We start from the raw sequence: 17,525 nt of genomic DNA, 5'->3' as shown, positions 1-17,525 counted from the left end.
AAAGTTCAAAATAGACCGAGGTTTTTCCCAGCCTCGTACGTCCCCTTGTTGAAACGCCCGAAAATAGTCGGGCCAAGTGTTTGCAGGGGGCAAAACAAGTGACTAGGAAAAGTCAGGTCGGAGCCAATCAAGTTCGGCTATTTCGCAGGATCTTGCTGGCTGCGTGCGTCAGTTTTACGCCGGTTGCGATTTCATCTATCGCGACTGCACAAGACGCAAAAAGCTATGAGTTTGCCATCTCCGGCCAAACTCTTTCGTCCGCGCTGGTGCGCTTTTCATCGGCGACTGGCATCGATGTGGGCTTTGACGGCCCTCTTCCTCCCAACTTGCGGACAAAAGGTCTGCGTGGAAATGCCACGGCAGAAGGCGCATTGTCGAGCCTCCTGGCTGGTACCGGCCTGACCTACCGCTTCACCACGCCAACGACGGTGTTGCTTGTCAATCCGAAGGCCGCCTCTGCGACAGTTGGAGCGGACGGAACGACGACGCTCCAGCCAATTACGCTGCAGGGAGAGCGGGCACGCGGTCCGGTCGAAGGATTTGTCGCGACGCAGAGCGCGACGGGAACGAAGACCGATTCATCGCTGAAAGACACACCTCAGGCGGTGAACGTCGTTACGAAGGACCAGATGGCCGCACAGGGATCTGCGACGCTGACGCAGGCACTACGCTACACGCCTGGTGTCATCAGCCAGTATGGTGACGACGCCCGTTATGACTGGTTCACGATCCGCGGCTTCCGGCCGGGACGATATCTGGATGGCCTGCGCCTTCCATTCGGATCGCGTGGATATGCCCAGCCGCGTGTCGAGCCATTCAGCCTGGAGCGTGCCGAAGTTCTTAAAGGTCCATCGTCGGTGCTTTATGGTCAGGGCGAGCCAGGCGGCCTGATCAACATGGTGTCGAAGCGCCCGAGTGCAACTGCACCAAATGAGGTGGAGATGCAGTTCGGCTCGGATAGCCGCATTCAGACCGCATTCGACGTTGGCGGCTCGGTCAACGGCGATGACAGTTTCCTTTACCGCATCGTAGGTCTCGGTCGCCTGACCGACACACAATATGATTTCGTGCGCGAAAAGAAGGGCTACATCGCACCTTCTTTCACGGTCAAACCGGATGAGGCAACATCGTTGACCGTCTACGGTAGCTACCAGCGCATCGATTCTCCCGGAGGCGGCGGCGCTCCAGCGCTTCCTGCAAACGGAACGCTTTATACCAGCAACTATCCGGAATTGCCGCGCAGCGCGTTTCCCGGCGAGCCAGGATACGATCACTACACCAGCGATCAGGCTGCTTTGGGATATGAGTTTGAGCACGAGTTCAGCGACACCTGGACCGTGCGTCAAAATCTCCGTTATTCCTACATCAGCACCGATAGCCAGCGCGTTCAGCCCTATTGCCCTGCGGCGTGCAATCCAACGGCCTTTTATCGCTACGCTTGGGCATTTCCTGAAAGCGCCAGAGGCGTAACGATCGACAATCAGGCGGTTGGCCATTTCTCGACGGGAGATTTGGCACATACAGCACTCTTCGGTCTCGACTATTCCTATGAGAGCAGCCGCTACGAAGAATCCTCGCTGTCACCCATTTTGACGCCGTTCAACGGCATAAATCCTGTCTACGGCGCAACAACGATCAAAAGACCGCCGACGGCAACGCGGATCGACCAGGACCGCAGTCAGGTCGGTCTCTATGCCCAGGATCAGGTCGAGTGGGATAATTTCGTCTTCTCGCTTGGTGGTCGTTACGACTGGGCCAATACCGACACAAGAACCCGCACGAGCACGTCCGATCGTGAGGTTGACCAACGCGACGGTCGCTTTACCTGGCGTGCCGGCCTAGTCTACAATTTCGACAACGGCATCTCCCCTTATGCGGGCTACTCCACCTCGTTCAATCCCGCGAGCGGTACGGACCGCCTCGGCAATGCTTTCAACCCGACCACTGGCGAACAGTTCGAGGTCGGCGTTAAATATCAGCCGAATGGCAGCAACAGCTTCATCACCCTCTCGGCCTATGATCTCACGCAGGACAATGTTCTTTCTCCTGACCCCATAAACAGGAGCTTCAGTGTCCAGACCGGCCAGGTCAGAATGCGCGGTATCGAGCTGGAAGGGAAAGCAGAGATCACCGACGCATTCTCCGTGCTCGCATCCTATGCCTATACGGACAGCGAAATCACCAAAGCCAACCCGAACGCCGCAGGCATCAGCAATGAGGGAAATCGATTTGCTTTTGTCCCGCGCCAACAGGCATCCCTCTGGCTCGACTACGCAGTGCAATCGTCCGATGCATGGGATGGTCTGAGCTTCGGTGGCGGCGCGCGATATACAGGTCAGACCTTCGGCGATAACGCCAACCAGTTTGATGTCCCGTCCTACACTGTTTTCGATGCGGCTGTGCGCTACGACTTTGGCAAAGCCAATCCCAAGCTTGAAGGGCTGAAGGCATCGCTTAACGTCAGCAACATTTTCGACAAGAAATATGTCTCGACCTGCATTGCGGCAACCGGGTGCTATTGGGGAGAGGGTCGGAGCGTTTATGCGACGCTCAAGTACAGCTGGTAGCTCGATGGTTTCCCTGCCCGACGTAAAGAATCGGCTGACGCGGCGGCAATTTGCTGCCGCGTTGAGCTGCGTGTTTCTCCCGACAACGGCAATCGCGGGATCAGAGCGTCCAAGGGTCGCAGTCCTGGATTGGGGTTGGGCCGAAAGCCTTCTTGCTCTTGGCATCAAACCGCTCGCCGTTGCAGAAGCACCGCTTTATCAAGATCGAGTTGTGACCCCTACTCTGCCAGACGGCACGATCGACCTTGGTTTGAGGTCTTGGCCGAACATGGAACTTCTGCGAGCCCTCAAGCCTGATCTGATCCTTTCCCAAGCAGGATACGGCATTTCTGCAGACCGTCTCAATGAGATCGCTCCGACGCTGGCACTTCCGCTTTACAGTTCGGCAAGACAACCGCTCCAGGCCGCGGAAAATGCGCTCAAAGAAATCGCTTCCCGCATGGGAAAGAGCGATGTCGCAGATCGCTACCTCGACAGGTCCAATAGTCGGTTAGACGCCATAGCGCGAGACTTCACGACCTATGACGGGCATCCCCTCCTCATCATCAAGTTCACCGACGACAGGCTCATTGATGTTTATGGCGCCGGAGGCCTGTTCGACGATGTCCTGAAACGGATGGGAATTGCCAACGCCTGGGATGGTTCGACCAACAATTGGGGTTTTGCAACCGCTGGGCTCGACGCAATCGCCCGCTTCCCGGACGCCAGGCTCGTCATTATCGAACCGGCACCGCCCAGCTCCTTCCTGCAAAGCTCACTCTGGCAGGCTTTGCCAATGGTCCGGGAAGGACGGGTTTGCATGATACCACCAACCTGGGTCTTCGGGGCCTTTCCATCCGCGATGCGCTTCGCAGAGGTACTTCGCCAAGGCCTTGGGTTTTCATGATTTTACGTCTCGTCACACCGTCGCGCCTTTGTGTCGTTATCGCCCTCATTGCCATAGCGCTTTACGCTTCTGCAATTGCGGGCCGTGTTTCGCTCCCGGATGTGCCACACATGCTGATGCAACCCGATCCGGCATCCTTCGATCAGATCTATGTTCGCTTCTCCTTGCTGCCCCGCATTTTGGTCGCGATACTGGCCGGCGGCGCGCTCGCTTTTGCAGGTACGATATTTCAGCAGATCCTGCGTAACCCTCTGGCAGAACCATCCACGCTCGGCGTCCTATCTGGCGCGCAGCTCGCTATTACGCTCCTGTCTCTTTCCGTCGCCACAGTGAGCGCTCACGACCGGGAGATCGCGGGGCTTGCCGGCGGAATTGCGGCAGTTTTCATCGTCGCGGGACTGGCAAGGAGATCTGACTTCTCGCCGATGACACTTCTGCTCTGCGGTATGGTGATCAGCTTCTCTGCAGGTTCGGCATCCGTTATCCTGGCACTTTTCCATCACGAGTACCTGCGAGGTGTCTTCATCTGGGGCAGCGGTTCGCTCATTCAGAATGACTACACCAACGCACAAGCACTAGCGTCACGCCTTGTTATTCTGATCCCTGCACTGTTGTTGTTCTCTCGGCCTTTGGCGATTATAGGCCTTGACGAGACACAGGCACGCGGGCTCGGACTATCCCCCTCCAGTCTTCGCATTGCTGTTTTATTCCTTGCCACCGTGTTGTCAGCTTGCGTTGTCGCACGTGTCGGAGTGATCGCCTTTATCGGCCTTGCAGCGACCAACATCGTCCGACTATCCGGCGCCCGTACGCTACGGCAAAGACTTGTCTGGGGAACACTGCTCGGCGCAGCCCTTCTCATGCTCGCGGACAGCCTTGTGCTGGTCGCCGCTCCGGTTATCGGTGAGGTGCCAACGGGTACGATCACTGCGATCACAGGCGCTGTCCTGATGTTACTGCTTGTCAAATACGTTCCGCACACAATCGACCAGTCGTATCACAACGACTTTGCGCCGGCGTTGCGGGGCAAGTCTGCTCTGCTCGTGGTTTTCGTCTCTGTGGCTATTCTTGCACTGCTCACAGCGTTTTCCCTGACGGAGCGTTTTTTCACAGGAAACGTCGAGCCATCGGTCCTTTTTGCAGGCCGATGGCCGCGTGTCCTGACTTCGGCCAGCGCTGGCGCCATGCTGGGCATAGCCGGCGCAGTTACCCAAGCCATGACCCGCAACCCCATTGCCAGTCCCGAAGGGCTTGGTGTCAGTGGCGGAGCTGGATTGGGGATCATCCTTGCATTCTTCGCTGGCGGCATGGCCTCACCATTGCTTCCTCTTGCCGGAGGAGTGGCAGGCGCTATGGTCGCCTTTACGATCGTGCTGATCGTCGCAAGAGGCAAAAGCTACGCGCCAGGGCCGGTTCTGCTTTCTGGCATTGCGATAAGTGCTCTGGCAACCGCGCTGATCTCGCTGATTGTCGCGAGCGGTGATCCACGCGCGAGCTACATACTGGCCTGGACGATGGGCCCGACATTCCGTGCCACCAGCATCGTCGCGATCATTGCAACCGCCCTCGTGTTGATCGGTCTTTCGCTATCGCCGCTCTTTCGCCGCGCATTAGAGATCTTGCCGCTCGGCGATAGTACGGCGCGCTCACTTGGTGTGAACCCGTCTCGGTCACGTCTCCTGCTGTTAGTGTTTGCTGCCTTTCTGACCGGCATCGCAACAATGATCGTCGGCCCGTTGAGTTTCGTCGGGATGATGGCACCTCATTTGGCGCGCATGACTGGTGCGCGCAGTCAGATGCGCACGCTTCTGACTGCTGGTGTAACCGGTGCAGCGATCATGATTTGTGCCGACTGGTTTGGGCGCGCTGCCGACTTCCCTTACGAAATCCCGGCAGGTGTAATCGCCGCATTCATTGGAGGGCCATATTTCCTTTTTGTGATCAGCTCACGAGGTAAAGCTTCGTCCAGAGCTTGATGAGCGAGGTCTGCCGTTGGATCTCGCGCAAGCGGCCAATCTCGTGTTTTGACGCGGTGGCCAATTGGTTGTTTCGCATACTGCATTTCGCCCTGTAGTTTTCGGTTCGCCGCGTTAAGATTTCATTAACCCAATCGATACGAGTATTAGCATATTCTTATTACTCGCTATTCGAGTGATCGGTTGTTTCGCATCGTCAGCAAAGCAGCGGTGTGACAGCACGGGGGGAAGAGCATGAAGTTCGCGATATCAGGGGCCATCGCAACGCTTGCAGCGTTAATGCTGGTGCCAGCATCAAGCACTGCGCAAGTTTCCACGACGTCAGACTTTACCGTCCAGATTACCATTCAGGCGGCGTGCCAGATCAACTCTGCCGGGTTGCTCAACTTCGGCAACAGCGGCTTCATTGCCGGCAACGTGGATGCGACAAGCCAGATCGTCGTTCAATGCACATCAACGACGCCCTATACACTTGGCCTGAGCGCGGGGGCCGGGAGCGGCGCCACTGTAGCCAACCGACTGATGACGGGAACAAGCGGAGCAACCGTTTCCTATTCCCTTTTCCAGGATACCGGCCACTCCCAGGTGTGGGGAGATACAGTCGGGTTGGACAGACAGACGGGAACGGGAACGGGTGCTGCCCAAACCTTTACCGTTTACGGGCGCGTAACTGCCCAGACGACACCCGTCCCGGGCGTCTACACCGACACCGTGAGGGCCACACTCACCTATTGATCGCCAGAGGGAGGATCGCGCATGCGTATTTGTACCTTAGCGGCTGCGTTCATTGCCGGACTGTCTGTTTCACCTTCACACGCAACGTCTCTACGGGTTTCACCCGTCATTCTCGATCTGAGGGCACCAGCGGCCTCGAGTAGTCTTCGCATCTGGAATGATGCAAAAATTCCGATCAACGTGCAGGTCAGAATATTCCGCTGGACCCAGCAGAACGGCAGCGACGTCCTGACGGCGGCAGAAGATGTTGTCGCCAGTCCACCAATGACACAATTGAAGCCAGGCGCTGAAAACCTCGTGCGGATCGTTCGGCTCTCCAAAGCCCCCATAAAGGCTGAAGAGAGTTACCGCATCATGGTGGATGAATTGCCGGTTCAGACCAAGGCTCCATCCGGCACGGTCAACCTCGTCGTCCGCCACTCCATACCTGTCTTCTTCTCGAATGCATCCGCCTCTGACGCAGAGCCTGTCTGGACCGTTACACCGAAAGCAAACGGTTATCAGGTAACAGTCTCCAACAAGGGTCTGAAGCGACTGCGTATCGCCAATCTCAAGCTTCTCGGCGGCAATGGCCAGGCAGTGGCGCAGCAGCAGGGACTGGTCGGTTATGTCCTTGGAAAATCGGGGGCAAGCTGGCTCATTCCAGCAGTCGGGAAAAGAGCCGCAGGCACGCTAAAGGTCTCGGCTGACAGTGAAGGCGGCCCCGTCAATGCGACGGCGCGCCTCAACGGCGGTTAGCCTTGCCGTTTTGACGATTGCAGGTTTGACGATCATTTCATCGAGCGGTTTTGCCGTGGCGCAGGATTCACCTCCTGCGGCACCACCAGCCTCTTTATCCGCAGAAGGGGCAATACCACTGCAGCTCGAGGTTTATATTAACGACGTCTCGACAGAACTGATCGCCACATTTCGTCAAAACGGCACCGGCTCACTTTTCATCGAACCGGTTCAGTTGAAGAACGTCGGCATCACACCGGTTGATAGCGCGAAGGCTGAGGACGGCTGGATCGATATCTCGAAGCTTCCGGATGTCACCGCGCGTTACGAGGAAAGCACCCAGTCGATCTATTTCACGCTGCCTGTGACGGCTCGAGCCGGCAAGGTCATCGATGTGTCAGCGAAACCCGCACCTGAAGACAATGAAGAGCCAGAGAGCGAGGCCGTGCGCAATTGGGGGGGACTGATGAACTACACGATCTATGGATCATCCGGAGGCACCAACTGGTCCGACCTTGCCGAGTTCAATGGTGTGTCAGCCCTTCTGGAAGGTCGGATGTTTGGTCCGCTCGGCGTTCTGTCTTCCTCTCAGGTGCTAAGCACATCGAGGCTAGATCAGTTTGACACAAGACGCCTCGACACAAGCTGGACCTATTCCGACCAGGAGAACCTGACAACCTATCGGGCAGGTGACCTGATCACCGGCGGATTAGTGTGGACACGACCGGCGCGACTTGGCGGGATACAGATACGCCGGAACTTCGACCTGCGGCCAGACATGGTCACTATGCCAATGCCGGAATTTTCTGGCTCTGCGGCCGTACCCTCCACCGTAGACGTCTATGTCGATAATATCCGGCGCATATCGCAGGACGTTCCGGAAGGCCCGTTCTCCATCACCAATCTCCCCGTCGTGAGTGGTGCCGGCAATGCACGCCTGGTTGTCCGCGATGCGCTGGGGCGCGAGACCGTATCGGAAACGCCGTTTTTTGCCTCGGCCGACCTGCTCGCAAAGGGACTGATCGATTTTTCCGCAGAGCTGGGTTTTGCACGTAATGACTACGGTACGTCATCATTCGACTATGATGAACGACTGATGGGCTCTGCAACTGTTCGCTACGGTCTCTCGGATAAGCTCACCCTCGAAGCCCATGCCGAGGGTGGCGAAGACTTCTACAATGTCGGTCTGGGTGGCATTTTCACGCTCGGCACGTCAGGACTGGGGACCGTATCCGGTGCGACCAGCCAGTTTGGAACACAGAGCGGCCACCTACTCGCAGCAGGTGTCGAAGCCGAATTGCTTGGCGTCCAGTTTGCCGCTAGGACACAGAGGACGTTTGGCGACTACCACGATATCGCATCCGTTTCTGCCGACATGTCTAAAAGCAAATGGGGTTCGATCAGTGCAAGGGCGCCTCGTGCCCTCGATCAGGTCTCCGTTTCAACCCAACTCGGTTTCGACAAGACCAGCCTGAATTTCTCCTACACGCAACTTGAGACCTTCGATGAACGAAAGTCCCGGTTGCTCGGACTTTCAGCAACCCGTTCGTTCGGCGAGAGCGGCAACATTTTCGTCACCGCCTATAAAGACCTTGAGGACAAAGGTTCCTACGGCATCTTTGCCGGGCTTTCGTGGACATTCGGCAACGGGGTTTCAAGCTCAGTCGGCTTGTCATCCGATGACGACGGTTACTCGGTGACAGCTGATCTGGCGAAATCGGAACAGCAGACCGAAGGAAGCTACGGCTGGCGTTTGCGTGGTTCAAGAGGAAGCAGTGAAATCATCTCCGCATCCGGCAGCTATCGTGGAAGCATTGCGCGTGTTGCAGCCGGCGTTGACCAGTTCAACGGCAGCACACAAGCCTACGCTCAAGTGGATGGATCGATCGCAATTGCGGGTGGCGACGTGTTCGTTGGAAACCGGATCGACGATGCCTTCGCTGTCGTTGATGCGGGGGCGCCGGGCGTCGAGATTTCCCTCGAAAATCGCCCGATCGGACAGACAAACCGGCGGGGTAAGATACTGCTTCCCAACCTCAGGTCCTATGACGCCAACACGATCACGCTCGATCCCGGCAACCTTCCTCTTGATGCCAGGATCGACCGGACCAAGCAGACCGTTGTTCCCGCCCAAGGCGGCGGGACAGTTGTTGACTTCAAGGTCGAGACTGGCGGGCGGGTCGCTCTGGTCACCCTGAAAACCGAAAACGGCGACTTTATCGAAACCGGTTCCACCGGCACAGTTAATGGCAAGCATGACTTCGTGGTTGGCTACGATGGACAGGCCTATCTTGAGAATATTGCAGAAAAGAACCGTCTTCTTATTACGCAGCCCACGAAGGGGAATTGCGAAGCAGAGGTCATAGCCGGTGCTTCAGCAGACCAACGCACAACCCTCAATGCCATCTGCAGGAGCGCTCAATGACAATGCGCGGACGAAATACTCCGGTTAGATCGTCTTTGATCCTCGGCAAAAGCTTCCTCTCTCGGGCAGGGCTTGCCCTCGCTGCTTGTCTCTTCTCCTCCCCGGTACTGGCACAAAGCTGCAGTTTCAGTATGTCTGATATGAACTTCGGGTTCGTCAATCTGGCGCCGGGTACTGCAGTTGACAGCACCGCGACGCTAAGCGTGACCTGTTCAAACCCTCTCTCGCTTGCGCTATCTGTCCGCATCTGCCCGAATATCAACGCTGGAAGCGGCGGCCAATCGGGTGGCATCCGGCGCATGCTGCAGGGGACAAACATCCTGAATTATCAGCTTTATCAAAACGCCGGGCGCACGACATCATGGGGATCGGTATCGCAAACGGCGCTCGGCGCGCCGCCCCCCATCGATCTCGCGTTACCGCTTCTGTTCAACAGCACCAGCCGTACAGTCTATGGCAGAATAAACGCATCTCAGGCCGCTGCGACGCGAGGCATCTATCTTTCCAGTTTTGCCGGAGCCCAGACAAATTTCACCTACACGACGTTCACCTTGCTCGCTCCAAGCTGTGCAGATGTCACGCAAAACCCGACACAGGTACCGTTCAGCGTTACAGCGGCAGTCCAGCCCGCATGCCTCGTCTCGGCACAGAACATCAATTTCGGCAGTCACGGTGTCCTCAACAGCGCAGTCGATGCGACAGGCGCGATAACTCTGACCTGCACAGCCAACCTTGCCTACACCGTCGCCCTCAATGGTGGGCTAAGCAACAGCCCTCCGGCTTCGCGTCAGATGGTCCTTGGTGGAGCATCAATCACCTACGGTCTCTATCGCGATGCTGGACGCAGCAATGTCTGGGGAAGCGCGGCCGGACAGATAGCGTCGGGGACTGGAACAGGTAGCGCGCAAAGCCTGACTGTTTACGGCCGCGTCCCGGCACAGAATACCCCGGCCCCGGGAAACTATGCCGATACGGTGGTCGTGACGGTCAGCTACTGACTAAGCAATGCGCACTCACTGAACAATGACAAGGTGCGCAAAGATACGTCCGCAACAGTTGAAGCAGGAACATCCGCCACACAAGTTGGGCTGACCCTGCGGTCATTAGCGCGCTGTGCTCTATTGAAGGGCCACAAGGACGTCTGGACATGAGCTGGAAAGTTCAGGACCGGTTTGGAGGCGGTATCGAGGCGCGCAATGTGTCCCTCCCACCTCCAATACCGCAAAGTTTGCCACCGCCGCTGATCCCATGCAAAGCAAACCTTCAAATCGATTGTGACATTTGAGCGACAAAAGCGAGGAATGCGGCGACAGCAAATACGATATCTTGACTCATTTAGTAATGTTTTTATTGATGCAGACCGAGGGCGACACGCCTTCCGGCAGTTAGAGACGCTGCCCTCAAAATTTTATCGTGCGTCAGCTATCCGCCGACGCGCCAGCTCGCCGGGAAGGGTTGCTCAATGTCATTTTCTTTCAAACAAACTTGCACTCGCCGCGCGCTTTTGAATTCCACGATGCTCGTTGGGATCGTCGCTGCGACTGCGCTGAATGCGAGTGCGGCTTTGGCTCAAGAGGGCAGCACCACGCAACTTGAGACGATCACCGTCTCCGGTGGAGGTTCAAACCCTCGATCCATCAGCGAGGACAACACAACGGTCGTGCCAACGCGCACGATATCGGCGACCAAGACCGATACGCCCCTCGTCGAGACGCCACGCGCCATTTCGGTTGTTACCCGCGAAGAAATGGAAGAGCGCGCTGTCACCGACATGATCCAGGCGGCTCGCTATGCCTCTGGTGTCACGACCGGGGCCTTCGGCTACGATCCACGCTTCGACCAGATCTATATCCGGGGCATCGAGACCACGACCACCGGTGACTTCCGCGATGGCCTGCGCCAGCCGATCATGAACTACGGCTCGTTCATGACCGAAGTCTATACGCTGGATCGAATCGAAGTCCTGAAGGGACCCGTATCGGTGATGTATGGCGCGGCGAGCGCGGCCGGCATCGTCAACAGAATCTCGAAGTTGCCGCTTGACGAAGCGCATCACGAGATCGAGCTGCAATACGGAACGATCGGCCGCAAGCAAGCTGCATTCGACATCGGTGGCCCCATCAACGACGAGATCAATTACCGTCTGGTCGGGCTGGCTCGCGAAGGCGAAGGAAGTTACGACATCGCGGATGACCGCTATCTCCTGCAGCCGTCACTGACCTGGAAACCAAGCGAGGATACAACCCTCACTGTTTACGGTCTGGCGCAGAAGACAGAGACGGGTGCGAGTGCGTGGAGCTACCTGCAGGATGACGACGTCTTCCTCTACACCGATCCAGATTTCAACCGTCAGACGGTCGAGCAGTATCAGCTTGGCTATCAGCTGGAGCACAAGTTCGAAAACGGCCTGACCTTTCGCCAGAATGCCCGCGCGGGCGACGTGGATCTGAAGGCGCACTACCTCAACCGGGTCCTGGTCAATACAGACGGCAGCTGGCCAACCACCGCAGTTACGGAGGATATGCGCAGCTATCAGATCGACAACCAGCTCGAAGCAAAGCTTGAGACCGGAAATGTCTCTCACACACTGCTCGTCGGGCTGGATTACACACGGGTATCATCCGACTTCGCCATGGGCAGTGACAGCGTCGCCGCGAATACGCCCGGTGGCAGCATTCCCATTCCTGAGCTCACCTCGTTCACAGCCAGCGACCTGAACCAGACCGGCATCTACGCCCAGGATCAGATGGAATTTGGTAACTGGCGTGCGGTCGCGGGTCTTCGTTACGACTGGGCGCACCAGGAAACTGCCTCTGGCGGTTCGAGCGACGAGAAGGATGATGGCGTCCTGTCCGGACAGGCGGGGCTGCTCTACCTCTTCGATAACGGCATCGCGCCTTATGTCAGCTACGGCACCTCGTTCGTCCCGTCGACGGCGCTTTCGGCAGATGGCTCGGTACTGGACCCGACCAAGGGGCGCCAGATCGAAGCCGGTGTGAAATACCAACCCGAGGGTGAAAATTACTCCCTGAGCGGCGCCGTCTATCGCCTGGTCGAAACCGGCAAGCCGCAATATGCCTCAAGCTTCCTGTTCTCCCAGAATTCCGGGGAAAACACCTATACGGGGTTTGAGCTTGAAGGGCGTACCGAGTTCGACAACGGCATCAGCCTGATTGCCGCCTATACCTATGCCCACGCAGAAATCACTGGCAGTAACGACGAGACATTGATCGGAAACGTGCCGTCGACGGTACCGCGTCACGTCGCCTCTTTGTGGGTGAATTACGAGATGCCCGAGGCATCGGCGATCCCTGGCCTGAGCATCGGCGGCGGTATTCGCGCAACGAGCAATTCCTTCACCAGTGACGCGAATTCTGCAAAGAACAACGGCGCCGCCTATTTCGATGCGGCAATGTCCTATGACTTTGGCGTCAGTTCTCCGGATCTGAAGGGGCTATCGCTTTCGATCAGCGCCACCAATCTTGCCGATCGGCGCGAACAGGTCTGCACAGATGGCTATTGCTATACCGGCCGTGGTCGCACGGTCATGGGTTCACTGAAGTTCAAGTGGTGACCCGCCGTACAGATGCCGATCAATCAGGGTGACGAGTGAATGAACATGGCTGAGCAACCTTACGCCTTGCCAGGAGCGCTTCAACTTGATCTGGAGCCGATGGATGGCGGCGATCCCTACCGGATCTTTCTCTTCGTACCGAAAGGAGAGCCACCTGCCGGAGGGTGGCCACTTCTGGTGACAACCGATGGCAACGCGACGTTTCCCTTTGCCTTCGCCAGCATCGTGACCCAGGCCCCCTATCCGACCGGAACTAACGTCGACTGGGGGGTCGTGGCGGCAATCGGCTATCCGTCCGACGAACCCTATGATGCGTTTAGAAGAGCCTGGGACCTCGGCCCACCGCCAATCAAGTCCTATCCGCCCTATTTTGAGGGAGGACCTCCTGTTTGTATCGGAGGCAGCGCCCAGCTTCTCGACTTTATCGAACATCGGCTTTTGCCCCGGATTGACGCGATGACAAAGATCGATGCAACACGTCGATCGCTCTTCGGCCACTCTTTCGGTGGGCTCTTCACACTTTACGGCCTTTTCGAACGCCCATGGCTTTTTAACAACTGGATTGCCGCCAGTCCCACGATCTATTGGGAGGCAAGCGAAATCCTGAATAACGAGGCCGGCCGGCAGCCGATTTCAGGACCTCCGGTCTTCCTTCACCTGTCAGCAGGTGAATATGAGGGGGATAAACTTGCCCCTTTCCAGTACCACAACGAGGATGCCACATCGCGCATCGAGAAGCGCAAAGCCGAACGCACGGTGGCATTGGCACAGGAAATGGCAGATCGGCTCAACAATCCTGCGAACGGTATTCGAACGCAATTCGAGCTCTTTGCGGGACAGACCCACATGTCGGTGCTCGGACCGGCCGTCAACCGCGCCGTGGGAATCGCGTTTGAACGCTGGTCTGTCGATGGCGAGCCCACGCGAACTCGATAGCCACTATCATAGCCTGAAGGAAATATCGTGACGCCGCCAAATCCTGAGCAAGAGATTTCCCAAGCGACGAAAGCCTTTGAACTCACCGGAGTAGGTCTTTCGATCGACGGCAGAACAATCCTGTCCAATGTCAGTCTTGATTTTCCAGCAGGCGAAGTCGTGGCTTTGCTGGGCCATAATGGATCAGGCAAATCCAGTCTCCTGAAGATTCTGGCGCGCCAGTTGTCGCCCACAGCAGGGGCTGTGACTTTTGGAGGTCATGAACTTGCGCACTATAGTGACCGTGATTTTGCGCGAGCGGTCGCATACCTGCCACAGGATTTGAGCACAGGATCGGAGATGACAATCCGCGAACTCGTGGGTTGCGGGCGCTATCCATGGCACGGTGCACTCGGCCGATTTTCCGAAGTTGACAAGCAAAAGGTCGAAGCGGCGCTAACTGCAACGCATATCGAGATGTTTGCTGATCGCGTGGTGGGGACGCTCTCAGGCGGAGAACGACAACGCGCCTGGATCGCAATGTTGATTGCTCAGGATGCCCGCTGTCTTTTACTGGACGAACCGACCGCAGCCCTTGATGTTGCTCACCAGATCGAGGTGCTTTCACTCATCAGAACGTTGGCACATGAAGGTGGTAGAAGTGTTGTGATCGTTCTTCATGATGTCAACATGGCGGCACGTTTCTGCGACCGTATCCATGCGCTGAACGAAGGTCGCATCGTCGCAAGTGGCACGCCCCACACAATACTCGTCCCTGATACGTTGCGCGATATCTATGGGATCGACATGGACGTTACGTCGGCGCCCAATCTCAACCACCCGCTTGCCTATGTCTGCTGAGTTTGAGGGTTCGATGATCGTCTCGCGAAGGACCGTTCTCCAATTTGCAGCAGCGATGGCCGCTAGTTCCACACCAGCATTGGCGCAAACATCGGGTCAAAGAATTGTCAGCCTGGATTACGGTCTGTCGTCCACGCTTCTGTCGCTTGGGATATCACCGGTCGGCATTTCAGATCTCGCAGATTGGGGCCGGTGGGTTGTCGAGCCGGTTATGCCAGATTCAGTTGTCGATATCGGCAGTTCATTCGAGGTGAACGTCGAAATCCTGCTACAGCTGAAACCCGATATCATTTTGACAACACCTTACCTCGACGAGTTGCTGCCAAGGCTGAAGCCCTACGGGAAGATTGTCCGCCTCGAGATCTTTACACCTGACAGTGGGCCCGTTCTCCAGTCCGCAATAGCCGCGACACGCAAGCTATCGGTTGAACTGGGCAGGGAAAAAGAGGCGGAGGCGTTTCTACAGCGATCCGAGGCATTCTTTGACCAGTGCCGCCAGCGATTGGCGGGCAAGAACGTGCCCTCGATTGCGTTGGTGAATTTCATGGATGCGCGCCACCTGCGCATTTATTCAAGCCCCGGACTTTTTCACAACGTGCTTGAGCGGATCGGCGTCAGGAACGCTTGGACCAGGCAGTCCAACTTCTGGGGTTTCGAAACCATCGGAATTGAAGACCTTTCCAAGATCGAAGACCAGGATGCGCGCCTCGTGGCTTTTGACCCAGTTCCGCCGGACGTTCTGCCAAAACTTGCGCAAAGCCCTCTCTGGAAGAAACTTCCATTTGCACGTCCCGGCCATCTATCGATCCTCCCTGCCGCGCTGATGTTTGGCATGGTGAACGAGGCGGTTCGGTTTGCGGGTCTCCTGACAGAACTTCTGGAGCGCGAACCATGACCCCTGCTCGCCGAGAAACCTATGGTCCCGCGCTCGTCGTCGCGGTCTTTCTTATCGCCGGTTTGTGTGCATCGGCATTCCTTGTCGCGCCGTCGTTGTCGGTTCCTTCTGATGTAGACTACGATCCAACGCGGCTCGTTCTTTATTACTCGACCCTTCCCCGCCTTGCGACAGCTATCCTTGTCGGCGCGGCGTTGGCATTGGCGGGCGCCTTGTTCCAGCAAGTCTTGCGCAATCCCCTTGCAGATCCGACAACACTCGGTGTGTCAGCAGGCGCAAACCTCGCGCTTGTGTTGGCCTCACTTTTTCTTCCGGGATTGCTCGGCGCCAATCGCGATCTCGTGGCCTTGGCAGGAAGCGGGATTGCCGCAGCAATTGTCGTCAGTCTCGGGGCGCGACGCGGCTTTTCACCCTATTCACTCGTCCTTTCGGGACTGGTGCTCGGCCTGTGGTGCGGTGGTCTATCCGCAATCCTGACCTATCTCAACCAGCGTTATCTTGCGAGCCTGTTCATCTGGGGAAGCGGCTCTCTGTCGCAGCAAAGCTGGGCCATCCCAGTCTCTTTGCTATGGAAAATTGCCGCGGTTGCGATCGTCTGCGGATTGATCACAAGGCCTCTTTCGATCCTCGACCTTGGAGACAACAGTTCTTCAGCCCTAGGTGTCAGAGCGGGCCGGTTGCGTTTTATCGCCATCGCCTGTGCCGTGGCCCTTGCCGCGTTCGTGACAAGCGCGGTCGGAGTTATCAGTTTCATCGGCTTGGTCGCGCCGACGCTTTCGCGACTGGCAGGCGCCCGGCGTCCCGGGCAACTGATCTTCTGGTCTCCCCTCATTGGAGCAAGCCTTCTGTTCTGCACGGACGCTGTGCTTCAGTTGGTGGCGGGTGGCCTTGGCGATTTCCTGCCCACAGGTGCTGTCACGGCAATCTTCGGATCACCGCTTCTGCTGGCGCTGCTGCCACGGTTGAAGATACGCCACAGGATCCAGCAATCATCAGCGTGGAACAGGCCTCGACCTTTTGGACTGACGACATCGATAACGGTCGCTGCAGTTTCTCTTTGCCTGATTCTCGCCATCAGCATTCTGGTTGGACGCAGCATTGATGGCAGTCTTTCGATCCTTCAAGGCGATCTCGCATCAGAGCTCCTTGCCATTCGTGTGCCGAAGGTTTTGGCCGCTCTGGCTGCCGGTGCAATGCTTGCTGTCGCAGGCTCAATCTTGCAGCGTCTCACGGGAAATGAGATGTCGAGCCCAGAAGTTCTGGGTATTAGTGCGGGGGCAACGTTCGGCGTTGCGATCGGCCTCTTTGCAGTTGCACCGGGATTGTTTGGTCAGTTCACCTTCGCAATTGCCGGTGCAATTGCTGTGCTGGCTGTCATTTTCCTGAGTTCGCGACGATCTGGGTTTTCACCTGAACGCGTGTTGCTGGCCGGCATCGCGTTGAGCGCAATGGTCGATGCGGTCGTCGGAGTGTTGAGTTCGACAGGAGATCCTAGGGCAGCTTTGCTTATGCGGTGGATGAGCGGTTCAACCTACCTTGTCGACAGCTCAAGCGCGTTGGCCGAGGTCGGAATTGGCGCGGTACTGATATCTATTGCTTTTGCAACGCGCCGGTGGCTCGATATCCTTCCACTAGGCCCGTCACCATCGTCGGCTGTCGGCATATCATTAGCAAGATCGAGATTTGTTCTCTTCGCATTGGCGGGTCTGATGACCGGGGCGGCGACTCTCACTGTTGGACCCCTGTCATTCGTGGGACTGATGGGGCCGCATCTGGCGCGCGAAGCAGGCCTGGCGCGTGCCTTGCCTCAAATGATTGGAGCGGCATTTATTGGCGGTGCGCTGATGGTCGCTGCCGATTTCCTCGGGCGTACCCTTGTGTCTCCGTATCAAATTCCGGCTGGCCTCGTCTCGGCGATGATCGGCGCGCCGTTTCTGATGTTTATGATGCGGAAAAAAGCGTAGGCCCGTGACC

The 17,525-nt window shown here is 57.1% G+C and carries 12 protein-coding genes; all 12 read left to right on the top strand.

The features are described 5' to 3' along the window. Window positions 1-98: 98 nt before the first annotated feature. The 12 genes from ACIQT8_RS24555 to fhuB (ACIQT8_RS24500) all read left to right on the top strand — a co-directional run bounded on the left by ACIQT8_RS24555 (window position 99) and on the right by fhuB (ACIQT8_RS24500) (window position 17,515). Window positions 99-2,567 (top strand): TonB-dependent siderophore receptor, encoded by a 2,469-nt coding sequence (locus ACIQT8_RS24555; protein WP_400970965.1) that lies wholly within the window; start codon window positions 99-101, stop codon window positions 2,565-2,567. After that, window positions 2,542-3,453 carry an ABC transporter substrate-binding protein gene (locus ACIQT8_RS24550; protein ID WP_400970962.1) on the top strand — a complete coding sequence of 304 codons (912 nt, stop codon included), beginning with the start codon at window positions 2,542-2,544 and terminating at the stop codon, window positions 3,451-3,453. Before ACIQT8_RS24555 ends, ACIQT8_RS24550 begins: the two co-directional genes overlap by 26 nt. Beyond that, window positions 3,450-5,429 (top strand): Fe(3+)-hydroxamate ABC transporter permease FhuB, encoded by a 1,980-nt coding sequence (gene fhuB, locus ACIQT8_RS24545; protein ID WP_400970959.1) that lies wholly within the window; start codon window positions 3,450-3,452, stop codon window positions 5,427-5,429. The genes ACIQT8_RS24550 and fhuB (ACIQT8_RS24545) overlap by 4 nt, the downstream gene beginning before the upstream one ends. Window positions 5,430-5,663: 234 nt before the next feature. Next, entirely contained in the window at window positions 5,664-6,164 is a 501-nt protein-coding gene (locus ACIQT8_RS24540) for a spore coat U domain-containing protein (protein ID WP_400970956.1), read from the top strand. 21 nt (window positions 6,165-6,185) lie between these two features. Beyond that, window positions 6,186-6,902: a molecular chaperone gene (locus tag ACIQT8_RS24535; RefSeq protein ID WP_400970953.1), complete on the top strand. Its 717-nt coding sequence runs from the start codon at window positions 6,186-6,188 to the stop codon at window positions 6,900-6,902. Beyond that, window positions 6,874-9,306, top strand: coding sequence for a fimbria/pilus outer membrane usher protein (locus ACIQT8_RS24530; RefSeq protein WP_400970950.1), 2,433 nt, complete (start codon window positions 6,874-6,876; stop codon window positions 9,304-9,306). The genes ACIQT8_RS24535 and ACIQT8_RS24530 overlap by 29 nt, the downstream gene beginning before the upstream one ends. A gap of 2 nt (window positions 9,307-9,308) precedes the next feature. After that, the gene (locus ACIQT8_RS24525) at window positions 9,309-10,304 is read left to right on the top strand and encodes a spore coat U domain-containing protein (protein WP_400971061.1); all 996 of its coding nucleotides are present in this window, start codon (window positions 9,309-9,311) and stop codon (window positions 10,302-10,304) included. A 518-nt stretch (window positions 10,305-10,822) separates the two neighbouring features. Beyond that, window positions 10,823-12,880 carry a TonB-dependent siderophore receptor gene (locus ACIQT8_RS24520; RefSeq protein ID WP_178340939.1) on the top strand — a complete coding sequence of 686 codons (2,058 nt, stop codon included), beginning with the start codon at window positions 10,823-10,825 and terminating at the stop codon, window positions 12,878-12,880. A 45-nt stretch (window positions 12,881-12,925) separates the two neighbouring features. After that, window positions 12,926-13,816 (top strand): alpha/beta hydrolase, encoded by an 891-nt coding sequence (locus ACIQT8_RS24515; protein ID WP_400970947.1) that lies wholly within the window; start codon window positions 12,926-12,928, stop codon window positions 13,814-13,816. Between the two features lie 102 nt (window positions 13,817-13,918). After that, a complete protein-coding gene (locus ACIQT8_RS24510; RefSeq protein ID WP_400971058.1) occupies window positions 13,919-14,656 on the top strand; it encodes an ABC transporter ATP-binding protein in 738 nt (245 codons plus the stop codon). A 13-nt stretch (window positions 14,657-14,669) separates the two neighbouring features. Continuing rightward, the gene (locus ACIQT8_RS24505) at window positions 14,670-15,551 is read left to right on the top strand and encodes an iron-siderophore ABC transporter substrate-binding protein (protein WP_400970944.1); all 882 of its coding nucleotides are present in this window, start codon (window positions 14,670-14,672) and stop codon (window positions 15,549-15,551) included. Beyond that, window positions 15,548-17,515, top strand: coding sequence for a Fe(3+)-hydroxamate ABC transporter permease FhuB (gene fhuB, locus ACIQT8_RS24500; RefSeq protein WP_400970942.1), 1,968 nt, complete (start codon window positions 15,548-15,550; stop codon window positions 17,513-17,515). Before ACIQT8_RS24505 ends, fhuB (ACIQT8_RS24500) begins: the two co-directional genes overlap by 4 nt. The last annotated feature ends 10 nt before the right edge of the window (window positions 17,516-17,525 follow it).

The organism is Agrobacterium sp. NPDC090273 (genome assembly GCF_044772305.1).
Lineage (GTDB): Bacteria > Pseudomonadota > Alphaproteobacteria > Rhizobiales > Rhizobiaceae > Agrobacterium.
This window is presented reverse-complemented; position numbering and strand designations above follow the sequence as displayed.

Coding starts and splice junctions, on each gene's coding strand:
- ACIQT8_RS24520 (WP_178340939.1), top strand. CDS start 10,823: ATGCTCGTTGGGATCGTCGCTGCGACTGCGCTGAATGCGAGTGCGGCT.
- ACIQT8_RS24535 (WP_400970953.1), top strand. CDS start 6,186: ATGCGTATTTGTACCTTAGCGGCTGCGTTCATTGCCGGACTGTCTGTT.
- ACIQT8_RS24525 (WP_400971061.1), top strand. CDS start 9,309: ATGCGCGGACGAAATACTCCGGTTAGATCGTCTTTGATCCTCGGCAAA.
- ACIQT8_RS24530 (WP_400970950.1), top strand. CDS start 6,874: ATGCGACGGCGCGCCTCAACGGCGGTTAGCCTTGCCGTTTTGACGATT.
- ACIQT8_RS24505 (WP_400970944.1), top strand. CDS start 14,670: ATGATCGTCTCGCGAAGGACCGTTCTCCAATTTGCAGCAGCGATGGCC.
- fhuB (WP_400970942.1), top strand. CDS start 15,548: ATGACCCCTGCTCGCCGAGAAACCTATGGTCCCGCGCTCGTCGTCGCG.
- ACIQT8_RS24515 (WP_400970947.1), top strand. CDS start 12,926: ATGGCTGAGCAACCTTACGCCTTGCCAGGAGCGCTTCAACTTGATCTG.
- ACIQT8_RS24540 (WP_400970956.1), top strand. CDS start 5,664: ATGAAGTTCGCGATATCAGGGGCCATCGCAACGCTTGCAGCGTTAATG.
- ACIQT8_RS24550 (WP_400970962.1), top strand. CDS start 2,542: ATGCGACGCTCAAGTACAGCTGGTAGCTCGATGGTTTCCCTGCCCGAC.
- fhuB (WP_400970959.1), top strand. CDS start 3,450: ATGATTTTACGTCTCGTCACACCGTCGCGCCTTTGTGTCGTTATCGCC.